A 14,974-nucleotide genomic window follows, 5' to 3' on the forward strand; every position below is an offset into this window, starting at 1 on the left:
TTTATCATTCCTTAAAAAATGCTTTTTTATAATGTTTAGTTTTTGTTTTAGTTTTTCTATGTGCAATATGAATAACTTCTTTTTGTAATTTCTTTTTCCCTTTTTCTACAATTTGACTATATGCAAATTTTTCTAAATGATGTAATAGTCCAGTACCAAATAAAGTATTAACTGAAAATTTTAAACCAACACTTTTAAATGATTTATTAATATTTTCAATAGGATTATTAATAACATTCACTACTTTATGATAAGTTCTAATAGTTCTAAATATTTCTCTATATACTTTAAAACTATCTCTAATTACTTGTTGCACCACTGGTGGAGCAAATGCTATTGCTTTTAATCATTTATTACGATTAACACCATAACCAATGTATCAACCACTATATCAACGATATCAATGAAATGGATGTATTTGAGTAACAAAAGTTTTTGCTTTAAGAATACTATCAACAACTGTAATTGGTTTATATTTAGGATTACGATGATAAATAGTAATTGCACATTTATCTAATGACAAAGGTTGAATTTTACAACCCATAAATACTGGTGAATTTAATGGAATTAATTGTGCATGTTTAATTGCTCTTTTTTCTGCACTAGTAAATAAATCAGTTGCTTTTTCTTTTAATTTATTAATTTTTTCAAATGCTTGTTTTTCTAACTTTTCAAATTTTTCTTGTAATTTATATATACTTTCTCTTATTTTTTCAAAATATGGTGTATCTTTTCAAAATTTATTTAAACCTTTTTTTAAATAAAATCTAATATCAAAATATTTAAAAGTTTGATTTGCTTTTAAAACAAGTTGATGAATAATATTATTTTTAAAATTAAATTTAATAGAATTAGCACGAATTTTTTGTAAATCTAAAATTAAAGTTTTTCCATATCTATTTTCTGTATGTATTGTATGAACTAAATTTAATCAATCATGCTGATTCATAGATAATACTTTTTTTAAATCAGTATTAAATTTTTTTAAAAAGTTATTTGCTTTTTCAATATCTTTAATTTTAAATTTAGGAGTTAATTGTGGACTTAGTTTTATTAATGTATTTTGTAATAATAAGTAATCTTTTAACTCTTGTGCTTCTAATTTTTGAAAATTATTTTTATATTGTCTTTCAGCAACATAACCTAAATCTCGTAATACTGTTTCACGATTAGGAGTAAAACTATAATTCATTAAATAACGTTTATTACCAATAATTTTATCTGTTAAAATTTCTTTTCCACTTACTTGACTAATAATTTCTTGTAAATTTTTTGCTTCTTTAATTCCCACTTGTTCTAATGTTTTAGTTTTTTGTGCTAGTTTAATAAATTTACTTGTACGATAACCACGACTAATTTTATTAAGTCCAGCAAATGCAGGAAGTATATTAAAGAAAGTATTTAATTTTGTTACATTTCCTTTTAAATAATCATAAACTTGATTAATAGTAAAATCAGTTAAAAACTCTACACCAACAGCACTAATACTAGCAACTAAATCACTTGCACCTAATCCAAGGGCTACACTTTCACTTAATCCACCAGTAAAAGGAGCAAGTGCTACTGCTATAACTTGTACACCAATCATTTCTAAAATTTCTCATCAAAAACTTTTATTTTCTTGTTGGTTACTTGTTCTAGTATGTTTTGGTTTATTTATGTTTAAAAGTATTGCTGTACTAGTTGTACCAATTGGCATGATATTAATTTCCTTTATTTAAGAGTTATTTTAATTGGATTTGTTGTTCCTTTATAATTTAAATCATTAACATTTGCAGTAATAGTTATATATAAGTCACCCGCTTTTTGTTTTTGATTACTTACATTAGTTTTTCCTTGTGCATCACTAAAATATTTAATAGTTGGATTTGTTAAATTTGGATTTAATGATTTAAGTTCATTAGTACTTTTTATTTGTGTATTTAATTCACTATTATTGTTATTAACATTTGCAGTAATATCAGTTGTTAAACTTGTAATCTTAGTTTTTAAATCATTTTTATCATTATTAACAATTGCACATAACATTCAGCGTGAAGTTGTTTCTTCATCTGTTATATAGGGTATTGATTCACCAGTTACTTCTCCACCAACTAAATATCTTCTTCCAACTTTACCATCAGCAATATCTTGAACATATACAACTGTATTTTGTAACATATATCTTTTCATTGCTCTTGGTGTTGCTAAAACAAAAGACATAATTTTAGTTTCATTATTATCAGTAAATGTCATATAATCATCCATTACAATTTGACATAGTACACCTTTAATATATAAATCATTTCCATTTAATCTTAATTGTTGTGCAATCTGATTATCAGTAATTAAACCTTTATTATTAGCTAAATAAACAATATTATCATAAAGATTATTAGTAATAAAAAAACGACAATTATTACTATTTCTTAATTGAAATAAAGTATTTCAAGCATCTAACATTGATTTTAAGTATCCTACTGGTGATTTATCAGTAATATCTACTTTAGTTGCATATTTTGCAATTACATTTGTATCATTATTTGCTAAATAATCTGCTAAGTCATTAGCAACTTCATATTGCATTGTATTTAATAAATTTTGTCCATTTTCAGCATTTAAATCAACATTAGCAATTATTTCACCTGCAACTGCTTCTTCTTTAATTTCTTTTAAAATTTTAATAGTTTCAGCATAACTAACATCTAATCCTTTACTTTTATCATTTCATTTTAATACTTTAATTTCTGAATTTTTTGGTTTTTTAACTATAAATTCAATTTTGGTTGAATTAACCATTTCGATAGGAAAAAAACTTGCTCATGGTGAATTTGATTGTTTATAAAATTCTATAAACTCTGGTGCTTCTACTAATTTTTCGGTATTATCTAAATTTTTATTGAATTGTATTGCCATTTTTTGATTTCCTTTCTGTTATAAATTATTATTTTTTTTATAATCCAATAATGTACTTTTTATTGAATTTTGTTGATTTGTTATTATTGTTTGTGGTTTGCCACCTGTATTAATTGTTTCTTTAAATACTGGTTGTTCTTTAATCATTTTTTTAATACTTTCTTCAATTTTTGAATTTTCTATATTACTTGTTTTAAATTTTAAAAACTCATAAAATTCCGTTTTAACTTGATATTTTTTAAATATATTAATCATTTCTTTTTCTTTAATTTCTTGATTAAGTTTATTTAACTTATTTTCTGCTTCATTAACTTTATTTTCTATTTCTTGTGAAGAAGCATTATTTTCAGTTAAAGGTTCAGTTGTTTGTTGAACATTATTTTCATTTTCTAACATTTACATCACCACTTTTTTATTTATTTTCTTTATTAATCTTTTCATTTAATTTTGCTAATTTTTTTTGATGTTTTATAATTTTATTATTTGCTCTAACATGTTTTGGAGTTGTGATAAATCTTTTTAATAAAACAATAATTTCTCTGCAAATTAATATTCCAACACTTGTTCCAATAATTATTAATTCATGTAAAAATTCTTTCATTTCAATATTTTCCTTTCAACTATTTATTTTTTTATTTTTGATTATTCATCAAATTCACCTTTAATAATTCTTTCAATCATACATTTTGCATCCATTAAAAGATTTGCAATTAAACGTTCATTCAGTCGTATGTCTTCTAAATCTTTTTCATGTTGTTTTAATTTATCATCATAATATTGAATTAATTTTTCTTTATTCATACTTTTCACCTCCTTTATAAACTCATGTGATTGTAATCTCAATTTAATGAAGCATTATCAGTATTTAATGGTACTTCGCTTAGATTATCACTACCATATTGACTAGTTGTTTCACTATTAATAGTAAATCTATTATCATTTATTAATCTTGAAACTTCATTTGTAAATGTTGTTTCTTGCATTTCTCTACTATGATTTGTCTCTATTGGTAATAAATTATGGATTATTTCACTTGCACCAGCAATTATGGTAGGTACTGCATAAGCATTATTAAAATCATTATTAATACCCATAGCAACACCACTTGATATTAAACAACCACCAGTAGCCATATTACATATCTTTCTTATTGCTTCAAATTTATTAGGTATTAACTCAGTTAATCCACTAATAAGATGGATGGGTTACACTTTATTGGACACTAATTACGTAGACAAGTTCACAAATTAGTTAAAAGAAAGGAAAATAATTATGGCCAATATTAACTCATATTCAGATGAATTTAAAAAACAAATAGTAGCTTTATATCAAAGTGGCAAGTCAGTATCTTGTCTTGTTAAAGAATATAACGTTACAAGAGCGGCTACTTATAAATGAATTAAGCAATTTACTAATTCAGGCAGTTTTAAAACCAAAGATAATCTTTCTGATTTAGAAAAACAATTAATTCAAGCAAATAAAGAATTAAAACAATTACGAATGGAAAATGATATTTTAAAGCAAGCAGCACTAATAATAGGCAGAAAATAGAAATTATTGCAAATAATAAATCTAAATATAAAATTCGCACAATGTGTCGTTTTTTAAAACTCTCTAAATCAACATATTATTTTAATTTAAAGAAAAAAAATAAAAATCAAAATAATATTTATGATGAAGCTGTTATTAGTGCTTTTAAAGAAAATAAAGAAGTTTATGGTACTAGAAGATTAAAAGTCATACTAGCAAACCAAGAAATTTATTTATCACGCAGAAAAATTAAACAAATTATGAATAAGCATAATTTAATATCAAAATACACTAAATTATCATTCAAAAATCATCATAATAAAGTCAATGATAGTCAAATTACCAATCTTGTTAATAGAAACTTTAATAATAAAATTAAAAATGAAGTTATTGTTAGTGATTTAACTTATGTTCAAGTTAATGGTAAGTGAAACTATATTTGCTTATTAATAGACCTATTTAACCGCGAAATTATTGGACATAGTGTAGGTACTAAAAAAGATGCATCATTAGTATATCAAGCATTTATGCACTCAAATCGCTGTTTAAAAGATATTGAAATATTTCATAGCGATCGCGGTAACGAATTTAATAATAAAACTATTGATAAACTTTTATTAGCATTCAACATAACTCGATCTTTAAGCAAAAAAGGCTGTCCTTATGACAATGCTGTTGCTGAAGCAACTTTTAAAACTTTCAAAACTGAATTTATTAATGATAAAAATTTTACATCATTAATCAAATTAAAATTAGAATTATTTGATTATATCAATTGATACAACAACATAAGAATTCACAGCACCTTAAACTACCTAACTCCAGTTAATTATCAAAAACAAGTGTCTACCAAAAAACAGTCCTAAAAAGGGTTGCCATTCCAAAGATTTGAAATACCATAAGCATTTAAACTAATATATGTATCTCAATCCATTAATGACTGATTATCTTGTTTATCTAATAATAATCATGGTGGACCCTCAGTTGTAGTTGTAGTAGTTATTGGAGTTGGTGTTGTTGGAATAATTGGAGTAATATTATTTTCTGTTCATTTACTATAATTTGCTAAACCAATTGTTCCTAAACCTAAAATAATTTTTTTAGAACTATTAATTAATTTAGTTTTAGTATTTGGTCTTTGATTTAAATTTCAAATATCTAAACCTAATTTTTTACCAAATAATAAACTATTAATTGAACCTAATATTGGATTAGCAATTACTTGACCATAATAAGCACTTGTACCAATCATTGCACAAATTGGACTTATACCAGTTCTAATTAATTTGGTTAAAGTATAATTTGATTGTGTATTTTCGTTTGGCATTTTATTCTCCTTTAATTTCTAATTTTTTAATTGTTACTTTAATTCAACCTTGATAAACATCATTATCACCAACTATTAATGCAACATTACTTTCGGGGTCAGAAACAATTATGTGTTTTGATTTAACATTTGGATATTGTCTTAAAATAATTGCTCTAATATCATTACTTGTATGAATTGATTTGGGAAATGGTGATAATATTTCAATTTCATCTTTATTTTCAAATAAAGTAGGTAATATTATCATTAGTCAAATTCTCCATTTTCTATTAGTTTATTTAAGATAAATAATGTTACATCCGTTCTCCGTGCTGGCTCTAATTCAATTAAATCATTAATATATTTAATAAATTTTTCTTTATTCATAATTTAACCTTTCTTTCCTAACTCTTTTATTTTGTTTTTGTTTACATAAGTTATTACATTTATGAGCAAAAACTCTACCATAACCACATTTATTATTCTTTTTAATTTTTATTATCATTATTTTTAAAACAATTTTCGCAATTTGGTCAATTATAATTTTCTTTACAATTTTTACAAATTTTCATAATTATTTCTCCTTATTATTTTTTGGATGTTGAAATTGAACAGCTTTACAATTATCACATCTAAATACTAATTCAATACTCACATCTTCATGTTCACATTTATTCATTATCAAAGTAACCTTTTTCTAAATATTCAATTATTAATTCCATATCTAATGTGTCATGTTCAATTAAATATTCAATTATTTTTTCTTTATTAATACAATTTTTATGTCTTGAATTATTAATTTCATCAACTTTATTTCTATGTTCTTTACAATATACTCTTCCATATTCATCAAATTGCTCTTCTGTCATATTTTCACATTGTATTTGTTCAAAATGTTCATCATGTGGTGGTATTAAACTAGTAAATTTAGTAGTTTGTGAAAATGTACATCTATTCATTAATTATTCTCCTTATTTTTAATTTGATTAGCAATTTCAAGTTTTTCTTGTTCCAATTTATCTTTTATTATTTGATTTTTTCTAATTATTTCTTGTTCTAATGAATAAATATGTTCTGACATTTTATTTATTATTAAATTTATATAATGTATTTCTTCTTCAATATTATTAAATGCAAGAGTTCCTATTTTAATTTTTAAATTTTCTAATACTTTTTCCTTCTCTTTTTTTATTACTAAATCAGTCATTTGTTTTGGATTTTGATTAAAATTCATTATATTTTTTCTCCTTTTTGTAAAATATCTTTTATTATTTCTAATTCAGTCATTCTAATTTCATTTGTTTTAATAAAATTTTGCAATCTTTCAATTTCTTTTGTATATTTATTAATATTTTCTTTATGCTGCTTAATTCTGTCATTAATATATTCTAATGGTGTATTTTTAATCATTTTTTTACTCTTTTCATTTTTTAAATCATTTAACATTGATTCAACAAAATGCACGATTTTTAGGAATATTTAAAGTATTAAAAATTTGACCAGTTACAATAATTTCATCGTTTTTGTTTAATAAAATACATCGTCTATAAAATTTTGGGTTATTAAAAATTAAAGTAACATAATTTAATCCATTTCATTGACCACGAACACTATAATATAATTCCTTATTACCTTTTTCGTAATATTTTGCTTCAATAGTGTTACTCAGTTTTACTTTTAATTTGACATAATTTGCTTTATCTTTCATTTTTATAATTCCTTAAATAGTATTGAATATGCTTATAAGCATCTTGTTCATGTTTTGTTAATTTTATATTTCCTTTATAATTTTCTATTTTAGTTTTATTTTTTGGTTCACTTTCTAAATAATCTCAATTCATAACATCTTCTACTAATACCATTAATGCACCAATAATCTTAGGTGTTGCTAATGGATTAGTTAATAATTGTTTTGAGCTTAAAAAGAAATTTTCTACAATAACTAATATTTTTTGATTAATAAATTGTTTTTTAATTAATTTAAAATATTCTTTATATATATTTTTACTTTCTAAAACTGTTTTAATTTTGAATGTTTCATTAAAAGTAATATTATTAGTTTCATTTGAATATATAACAATTCCATTATTACCAATTCCTGCTGGGTCAATACCAATAATTAATTCATATTGCATAATTAATCAAATTCTTGATTATTGATTTTTTTAATTAATGAATAATATATTGAATCATTACTTGCACTTCTATATCCATCATTTTCAATTTTATTTTCTAAATATTTAATTAATTTTTCTTTATATTCATTAATTATTTCTTTTTTAAATTTTTCTCTTAATTTTTCTTTATTAATTCAAAAATCATATTCAGTTTTACATTTACCATCATGATTAATAAAAAGTTTACAATCATCTATTGTACAGTTTGTTTTATCCATATTTATACCTCCTACTTAACTTATTTTTAAAATACAGTCATAACAAATTGCTTTACCATTTTTGTCTCTTAAAAATTTTTTTCTTGTTTTAATATCACTAGTAGTAAAGAATAAATAATATAATTGTTTTTGTTTACATGTTCAGCAAAAATAATTTTTCATTTAATATTCCTTTTCTAATATGTTCTGTTGCTTCTAGCATAAAGAACATATATTTTGATTTTTAGATTATTAATAATACTACTATTCGTTTTATTCATTCCATGAAAACTGGGCTCAAAAATAAATTGTGAAATTTTAAAAAGAAATCGAGGCATTCGATTCAATATTTATTTAATTTGTGTTAAACAAATTAATATTTTAATTGAACCGGCACCGCTCAATTTTTTTTACAAGTTTGAAATTTATTTTCTCGCCCAAAAAAATTTTTCAAAAAAAATAAAAAATAAAACCAACACTTGCTCACTGGGGAGTGGCAAGGTTGGTTAAATAAAGAATAGAATTAATACAATAGGTCCCTACAACAGGTCTATATATACTAGTTTCCAATTCGCTCCCACCCCAAGAATTACCATTAATGGTTAGTATATTTTATTAGGTATCACTCCACTTTTTATTTATCCATGCAAGTCCACATGTTCTAGCTACTATTTTTAACAACTGTGTTGTAGTTCACTTTTTTAGTTCCCTAACACGTGTTGATAATAGCGTTAAAGACGGTTATTAAAAATTTTAAAATTTTACAATTACAAAAAAAAGACAAGATTTTTATTCTCGTCTTTTGTCATTTATTTTTAATTCAAGGGTAAAAAAAGAAAGGAGCTATTTTTAAAACTTTTTAGTTATCGACATCTTCGACACGCTCCCAATAAAAACTATGCAAATTGATAAAATTAATTTACATATTACTGAAAAAGATATTGAAAAATTAGCTATTCCTAAAGCTGCTTTTAAGGAAATGGTTAAACTTATGGATTATGGTGAAAGTTTACCTAAAGATACTAGGGATGAGTTAAGAAAGTTAGAAAATAATTATTCAACTAAAAATTAATATTTTATTTAGAAAAAGGTAATAAAAATATGAAACAAAAATGAAAAATTAAAACTATTAATGAGTTAACTACTTTACAATATGAGGTCATTATAAAATCAGTAACGGAACTTCCTTTTAAAAATAAATATTGAGATAATAGGGAAAAGGGGATTTATGTCGATATTTTATCAGGTGAACCATTATTTGCATCATCAGATAAATGTAATTTTAGTCATGGCTGACCAAGTTTTACAAGACCAATCAGTGAAATAGTTATCCTTAAAAAGGAAGATAACACTAATCTAATGTTGCAGCGTACTGAAGTACGTTCTAAAAAAACTGATATTCATTTAGGGCATGTTTTTAAGGATGGTCCACAAAAAGAAGGCGGTTTACGCTATTGTATTAATTCAGCAGCTTTACGTTTTATTCCATTATCAGAAATGATTACAGAAGGATATGAAGAATATTTATCTTACATTAAATAAAAATATTTTTATTGTATATTTATTATCTTGATAATGTTTTATGATTATAAATTTTATTATAAAGTCCTAATTTTATTAGGACTTTATGTTGTAAAAAAATAAATAAACAACGATATTAATAAAACGGGAGATAAATTAATATTTTAGTACAAATTATCTTGAACCAACAATTATTAGTAGTATAATGAAAAGGTATGTTCATTCATTATTTTAAAAATTAGTATAATTAAAAGTGTAACTGCAATTAGCTAAAATATTTAGGAGGAAAATTTAAATGTGAGTTGAGAAATTTGATAATCCCCAAAAAGAAATTTTTCAAATATTAAATGAAAAAGGAGTAATTAATCCTAATTTTGTTGATTATTTAAAAAAATTTGATAGTAAGGTTTTATTAAAAGCATATGAAAACATGTGTTTTTCACGAATACAAGAACAAATGCAAATGGAATTAAACTATGAAAAAGATGAAAAAGGACAAGTTAAATTAGTAAATGGAATTCCAAAAGTAATCGGAAAAGTTATTAACTTTTTATCTTCAAAAGGTCAAGAAGGTGTTGAAGTTGCTTATGCTAGTTGTTTACGACCAGGTATTGATTGATTAGTACCAGCCTATCGTAATAATGCAGCATGAATTACTGCTGGATATCCAGTTGAAAAAGTAATTCAATATTGATTAGGAAATGAAATGGGAAGTCAAATGCCGAAAGGTGTTAATATTTTACCAGTTAATATTCCAATTGCTACTCAATATTCACATGCAACAGGTATTGCTTTTGCTGAAAAATATAAAAAAGATAAAGGAATTGTTATTACTACGATTGGTGATGGTGGTACTTCTGAAGGTGAGTTTTCTGAAGCAATTAATTTTGCTGCTATCCATAAATTAGCTGTTGTTTTCTTTGTTGAAAATAATCAGTGGTCATTAGATACACCAACTGCTAAAGCAACAATGAGTCCAACTTTTGCACAAAAAGGAACAGCATTTGGCGTACCTAATATTCGTGTTGATGGTAATGATTTTTTTGCTGTTTATTATGCTACACAAGAAGCAATTGAAAGAGCAAAAAAAGGTAATGGTCCTTCATTAATTGAAGCTGTTACTTATCGTCAAAATGCGCATTCTGCTTTTGATATTAAAAAAGATTATTTTTCTGCTGAAGATTATAAAATTGAACAAGAATGATTAAAAAAAGATCCAATTGATCGTATTAGAGAATATTTAAAATCAATTAAACTTTGAGATGACAACAAACAAGCAGAATTAGATAAACAAATTACTAAAAAGGTTAATGATGCAATTACTTGAGCATTAAAAAATGAAAATATTTCAATTGATGAAATATTTGATTATACATATGAAAAATTAACACCACAATTAATAGAACAAAAAGCAGAAGCAAAAGCTTTCTTCAATGAAGGAGAGAAAAAATAATTATGAAAAGAAATAATGTGCAAGCTATTACTTTAGCCTTAGAATTAGCAATGAAAAAAAATCCTAATGTTGTTGTTTATGGTGAAGATGCCGGTAATGTTGGTGGTGTTTTTCGAGCAACTAAAGGTTTACAAGCAAAATTTGGCGTTAATCGTTGTTTTGATGCACCAATTGCTGAAGCAGTTATTGCTGGTAGTGCCGTTGGAATGGCAATTAATGGTTTAAATCCAATTATTGAAATGCAATTTTCAGGATTTGCTTTCCCTGCTTTTCAACAATTGTTATGTCATGCTGCACGAATGAGAAATCGTTCTCGTGGTAGATTCACTTGTCCAATGGTAGTACGTATGCCTTCATATGATTGAAATAATGGTAATAATGGTGCTTTGGAGCATCATTCAGAAGCAATTGAAGCTTTATTTTGTCATATTCCAGGTTTAAAAGTAGTTATGACTTCAAAACCTAATGATACTAAAAAATTATTATTGGCAGCAATTGAAAGTCCAGATCCTGTTATTGTTTTAGAATGTTTAGGAACTTATTTCAATAGTTATACTAGCAATAATTATACATATGATGTTAGAGAAGAAGTTAGTGATGCTTATGAAGTGGCTGTTCTTGGTAAAGCTAAAGTTCTTAAAGAGTATAAGTCTGAAGAAAAACCTGATTTAACGATTGTAACTTATGGTTCAAAAGTTTATGATTGTGAAGCTGCTGTTAAAATTTTAGAAGAAAAAGAAAATTTTAAAATTGAATTAATTGATTTACAAACATTACAACCATGAGATGAAGAAACAGTTGTTAATTCTGTTAAAAAAACAGGAAGATTATTAGTTGTTTCAGAAGCGGTTCGTTCATTTTCAGTTGCTTCAGAAATTATTACCGTTGTTAATGAAAAGTGTTTTGAATATTTAGAATGTCCTCCAACAAGATTAACAGGTTATGATATTACTGTTCCACTGTCTAAAGGTGAAAAATGATTTATAATTAGTCCAGATAAAATTATGGAAAAAGTTAAACTAATGATGAATTATCCAGTTTAGTTAGTTGTTTAAAGAAAGGAAAGTGAAAAGATGGAATTGAAGTTTAAAGATATGGATGGAATCGATGAAGTTACTGTAACTCAAATTCATGTTAAAGTTGGAGATAATGTAAAAAAAGGTGATAATGTTGTTGATATTGAAGCAGATAAAGCTTCAGATAGTATTAAAGCCGAAGCGGATGGTAAAGTTTCTAAGATTCTTGTTAAAGAAGGAGATAGTATTAAATCAGGTGCTGTTATTGTTGAGTTTGGTGGAACGATTAGTGATAATAAAAGTCCTTCATCAACAAATTCTTCACCAAAATCTGAATCAGTTGCTAGTACATCTACAGTATCACCAGTTGAATTACCAAAACAAAATGTGCAACCTATTCAACAAACGGGTAAAGTATTAGCAACACCATTAGCACGTAGAATGGCTCGTGACTTAGGTGTTGATATGGGAACAATTAAAGGAACTGGTCCTCGTGGTAGAATTTTAAAAGATGATTTATTAAATGCCAAGAATGGTGGTACAACAACTAGTACTACTGCATCAACAACACCTATTAATTCAATATCTTCAGTTTCTGCTACAACTATTAGTTCACAAGGTATTAATGTTACTAAAATCGAAAGTTTTGGTAATGTTGAACATTTACCATTATCAGGAATTCGTAAGGCTGTTGCTAATCAAATGTCATTATCAGTTTATACAGCACCACATGTTAGTTTAATGATTAATGTTGATGCTGAAAACTTAGTACAATTACGTGCAACTTTAAAAGAACCAGCGGAAAAAGATCCAGATGGTAGTGCTAAATTAACATTTATGCCATTCTTTGTAAAGGCTGTTTCTAAAGCGTTAAAAGAAGAACGATTTAAATTACTTAATTCAACTTTGAACATGGCTAATAATGAAATTCTTGTTAAAAAATATTATAACATTGGTATGGCAGCTGATACTGAAAAGGGTTTAGTAGTTCCTGTTATTAAAAATGCTGATCAACTTTCATTATTTGAAATAGCAAGACAAGTTAATTCATTAGGTGATAAAGCTCGTAAGGGGCTATTAAAAGGTGATGAAATGCAAGGTGGATCATTTACTATTACTAATTTTGGTTCAGCAGGAATTGAAATGGGAACACCAGTTATTAATTATCCAGAGGTAGCAATTTTGGGTCTAGGGATGATGCAAAAAAAACTAATTATTGCTGATGGTAAAATTGTTGAACATAAGTTCTTTCCATTATCACTTTCAATTGATCATCGTGTTATTGATGGTGCACCTGCTGGTTATTTCCTTTCTCGACTTAAAGAGTTATTAGAAAATCCAACATTAATTTTAGCTTAAGGAGAAAATGTAAAAGATGTCTAACTATGATTTTGATTTAATAATTATCGGGGCAGGCCCTGGTGGTTATGTAACAGCGGCTCGAGCAGCAAAGATGGGTTTAAAAACTGCAATTGTTGAAAAAGATAACTGAGGTGGAGTCTGTTTAAATGTTGGATGTATTCCTACTAAGACGTTACTAAAGGGCGCAAAAGTTTTTCATTATATTGAAAATGCTGATAAATATGGTGTTGCTATTAAAGATAAAAAAAATATTGAAATTAATTGAAAAGTAATGCAAGATCGTAAAACTGGTGTTGTTAAAGGTTTAACTGGTGGAGTTGGCTTTTTAATGAAAGCTAATAAAGTAGAACAATTATTAGGGATTGGAAGTGCTATTGATAAAAATACGATTTTAGTGAAAGCTAAAGATGGTAAAGAAAAGAAATATACTACTAAATATATGATAATTGCTACTGGTTCAAAAGTAAAAATGTTTGATAATCCTAATGGTCCACAAGGTTTAAGTGAAAAAGATTTAAAAACAAACCAAACATTATTAACTTCGACTGAAATTCTTTCTTTAAAAGAAGTTCCAAAAACACTAACTATTATTGGTGGTGGTGTTATTGGAATTGAGTTTGCTTGTTTATTTAGTACACTTGGTACTAAAGTTACTATTATTGAATATTTAGATCGTATTTTAGCATTACTAGATGAAGATATTAGCACAACTTTAACTAAAATTCTTGAAAAAAATGGTGTTAATATTATTACTGGTCATAGTGTTAATGAATTAAAGGATAAAACTTTAACTTATTATGCTGCAACCGATAAAGAACATAAAAAACCATTAACAGTAACTAGTGACTATTGTTTATTAAGTACTGGAAGAACGCCGATTACTGAAGGTTTTACTAATTTGGGAATTCAAATTAAGCCTAATCAAGCATTTGCCGTAAATAATAAATTGGAAGCTTTAGATGCTAACAATAATGTTATTGATAATATATATGTAATTGGAGATGCTAATGGTCAAAGAATGCTTGCTCATATTGCATCAACACAAGGATTAGCAGCGCTTAATAATATTTTAGTTAAAGAAGGTAGAACCGATGCTGATAATCATCCATTGAAAGAGCAAGAAGTAGATTATAATAAAATGCCTAGTTGTATTTATTCATTCCCAGAAGTGGCAAGTGTTGGTTTAACTGAAACTGAATGTAAATCTTTAGGTAAAGAATATTTGATGAAGAAAATACCATTTACTATTAATGGTAAGGCATTGGCTGATGGTGAGACTGATGGTTTTGTTAAAATAATTATTGATAAAAAATATGGAGAAATTCTAGGTGCTCATATTTTATGTTCAACGGCTACTGATATAATCGCTGAAATTGTTAATATTATGCAAACGGAAGGTACTATTGTTGAATTAGCCTCTTCTTGTCATCCACATCCAACAATGTCAGAAGTAGTTATGGATGTTGCACAAGATTTAGAATTAGAATGATACAAAGTTAATAAAAAATAGAAAATAA

General features: G+C 25.5%; 22 protein-coding genes and 1 pseudogene. 7 read left to right on the plus strand and 16 right to left on the minus strand.

Annotated features, from left to right (window positions below; all coding sequences use genetic code 4):
* Window position 1: 1 nt before the first annotated feature.
* Genes AACK96_RS03055 through AACK96_RS03080 form a run of 6 tightly spaced genes read right to left on the minus strand, consistent with a single transcriptional unit; the run spans window position 2 to window position 4,028 of the window.
* Complete coding sequence (locus tag AACK96_RS03055) at window positions 2-1,699, minus strand: hypothetical protein (RefSeq protein ID WP_338974062.1); 1,698 nt, start codon at window positions 1,697-1,699, stop codon at window positions 2-4.
* Window positions 1,700-1,713: 14 nt separating this feature from the next.
* Entirely contained in the window at window positions 1,714-2,895 is a 1,182-nt protein-coding gene (locus AACK96_RS03060) for a hypothetical protein (RefSeq protein ID WP_338973539.1), read from the minus strand.
* A gap of 18 nt (window positions 2,896-2,913) precedes the next feature.
* Window positions 2,914-3,291 (minus strand): hypothetical protein, encoded by a 378-nt coding sequence (locus tag AACK96_RS03065; RefSeq protein ID WP_338973404.1) that lies wholly within the window; start codon window positions 3,289-3,291, stop codon window positions 2,914-2,916.
* A 16-nt stretch (window positions 3,292-3,307) separates the two neighbouring features.
* Window positions 3,308-3,496 (minus strand): hypothetical protein, encoded by a 189-nt coding sequence (locus tag AACK96_RS03070; protein WP_338973407.1) that lies wholly within the window; start codon window positions 3,494-3,496, stop codon window positions 3,308-3,310.
* A 41-nt stretch (window positions 3,497-3,537) separates the two neighbouring features.
* On the minus strand, window positions 3,538-3,696 hold the full coding sequence (locus AACK96_RS03075) for a hypothetical protein (protein ID WP_281748859.1): 159 nt from the start codon (window positions 3,694-3,696) through the stop codon (window positions 3,538-3,540).
* A 14-nt stretch (window positions 3,697-3,710) separates the two neighbouring features.
* On the minus strand, window positions 3,711-4,028 hold the full coding sequence (locus AACK96_RS03080) for a hypothetical protein (protein WP_338974982.1): 318 nt from the start codon (window positions 4,026-4,028) through the stop codon (window positions 3,711-3,713).
* A 139-nt stretch (window positions 4,029-4,167) separates the two neighbouring features.
* On the opposite strand from AACK96_RS03080, the gene AACK96_RS03085 reads away from it, so the two are divergent.
* A protein-coding gene (locus AACK96_RS03085; RefSeq protein ID WP_338973306.1) for an IS3 family transposase occupies window positions 4,168-5,291 on the plus strand; the annotation gives its coding sequence in 2 pieces (ribosomal slippage) (window positions 4,168-4,411 and window positions 4,411-5,291; 1,125 coding nt in all).
* Here AACK96_RS03085 and AACK96_RS03090 read toward each other — a convergent pair.
* The 10 genes from AACK96_RS03090 to AACK96_RS03135 form a co-directional block, all read right to left on the minus strand.
* Complete coding sequence (locus AACK96_RS03090; RefSeq protein ID WP_338974983.1) at window positions 5,288-5,752, minus strand: hypothetical protein; 465 nt, start codon at window positions 5,750-5,752, stop codon at window positions 5,288-5,290. The genes AACK96_RS03085 and AACK96_RS03090 overlap by 4 nt on opposite strands.
* Before the next feature lies 1 nt (window position 5,753).
* A complete protein-coding gene (locus AACK96_RS03095) occupies window positions 5,754-5,999 on the minus strand; it encodes a hypothetical protein (RefSeq protein WP_338973530.1) in 246 nt (81 codons plus the stop codon).
* Between the two features lie 111 nt (window positions 6,000-6,110).
* Complete coding sequence (locus AACK96_RS03100; RefSeq protein ID WP_338973528.1) at window positions 6,111-6,236, minus strand: hypothetical protein; 126 nt, start codon at window positions 6,234-6,236, stop codon at window positions 6,111-6,113.
* A gap of 166 nt (window positions 6,237-6,402) precedes the next feature.
* The gene (locus AACK96_RS03105) at window positions 6,403-6,690 is read right to left on the minus strand and encodes a hypothetical protein (RefSeq protein WP_338973525.1); all 288 of its coding nucleotides are present in this window, start codon (window positions 6,688-6,690) and stop codon (window positions 6,403-6,405) included.
* On the minus strand, window positions 6,690-6,965 hold the full coding sequence (locus AACK96_RS03110) for a hypothetical protein (RefSeq protein WP_338973523.1): 276 nt from the start codon (window positions 6,963-6,965) through the stop codon (window positions 6,690-6,692). Before AACK96_RS03110 ends, AACK96_RS03105 begins: the two co-directional genes overlap by 1 nt.
* On the minus strand, window positions 6,965-7,177 hold the full coding sequence (locus tag AACK96_RS03115; protein WP_338973522.1) for a hypothetical protein: 213 nt from the start codon (window positions 7,175-7,177) through the stop codon (window positions 6,965-6,967). The genes AACK96_RS03110 and AACK96_RS03115 overlap by 1 nt, the downstream gene beginning before the upstream one ends.
* The gene (locus tag AACK96_RS03120; protein WP_338974984.1) at window positions 7,146-7,439 is read right to left on the minus strand and encodes a hypothetical protein; all 294 of its coding nucleotides are present in this window, start codon (window positions 7,437-7,439) and stop codon (window positions 7,146-7,148) included. Before AACK96_RS03120 ends, AACK96_RS03115 begins: the two co-directional genes overlap by 32 nt.
* Window positions 7,429-7,866, minus strand: coding sequence for a hypothetical protein (locus AACK96_RS03125; RefSeq protein WP_338974541.1), 438 nt, complete (start codon window positions 7,864-7,866; stop codon window positions 7,429-7,431). Before AACK96_RS03125 ends, AACK96_RS03120 begins: the two co-directional genes overlap by 11 nt.
* A 2-nt stretch (window positions 7,867-7,868) precedes the next feature.
* On the minus strand, window positions 7,869-8,126 hold the full coding sequence (locus AACK96_RS03130; RefSeq protein WP_338974540.1) for a hypothetical protein: 258 nt from the start codon (window positions 8,124-8,126) through the stop codon (window positions 7,869-7,871).
* A 15-nt stretch (window positions 8,127-8,141) separates the two neighbouring features.
* Window positions 8,142-8,288, minus strand: coding sequence for a hypothetical protein (locus AACK96_RS03135; protein ID WP_338973430.1), 147 nt, complete (start codon window positions 8,286-8,288; stop codon window positions 8,142-8,144).
* A 718-nt stretch (window positions 8,289-9,006) separates the two neighbouring features.
* On the opposite strand from AACK96_RS03135, the pseudogene AACK96_RS03140 reads away from it, so the two are divergent.
* The 6 genes and pseudogenes from AACK96_RS03140 to lpdA form a co-directional block, all read left to right on the plus strand.
* Window positions 9,007-9,177, plus strand: a pseudogene (locus AACK96_RS03140) (NADH-dependent flavin oxidoreductase); the annotation flags it as partial.
* A 29-nt stretch (window positions 9,178-9,206) separates the two neighbouring features.
* Window positions 9,207-9,647, plus strand: coding sequence for a peptide-methionine (R)-S-oxide reductase MsrB (gene msrB / locus AACK96_RS03145; RefSeq protein WP_338974986.1), 441 nt, complete (start codon window positions 9,207-9,209; stop codon window positions 9,645-9,647).
* Between the two features lie 274 nt (window positions 9,648-9,921).
* A complete protein-coding gene (locus AACK96_RS03150; protein ID WP_338974987.1) occupies window positions 9,922-11,079 on the plus strand; it encodes a thiamine pyrophosphate-dependent enzyme in 1,158 nt (385 codons plus the stop codon).
* A gap of 2 nt (window positions 11,080-11,081) precedes the next feature.
* On the plus strand, window positions 11,082-12,122 hold the full coding sequence (locus tag AACK96_RS03155; protein ID WP_338974988.1) for an alpha-ketoacid dehydrogenase subunit beta: 1,041 nt from the start codon (window positions 11,082-11,084) through the stop codon (window positions 12,120-12,122).
* 30 nt (window positions 12,123-12,152) lie between these two features.
* Window positions 12,153-13,454 (plus strand): dihydrolipoamide acetyltransferase family protein, encoded by a 1,302-nt coding sequence (locus AACK96_RS03160; protein ID WP_338974989.1) that lies wholly within the window; start codon window positions 12,153-12,155, stop codon window positions 13,452-13,454.
* A gap of 16 nt (window positions 13,455-13,470) precedes the next feature.
* Window positions 13,471-14,967 (plus strand): dihydrolipoyl dehydrogenase, encoded by a 1,497-nt coding sequence (gene lpdA, locus AACK96_RS03165; protein WP_338974990.1) that lies wholly within the window; start codon window positions 13,471-13,473, stop codon window positions 14,965-14,967.
* The last annotated feature ends 7 nt before the right edge of the window (window positions 14,968-14,974 follow it).

Origin of the sequence: Spiroplasma endosymbiont of Tricholauxania praeusta, assembly GCF_964019535.1 — a bacterium.
Classification (GTDB): domain Bacteria; phylum Bacillota_I; class Bacilli_A; order Mycoplasmatales; family VBWQ01; genus Spiroplasma_E; species Spiroplasma_E ixodetis_A.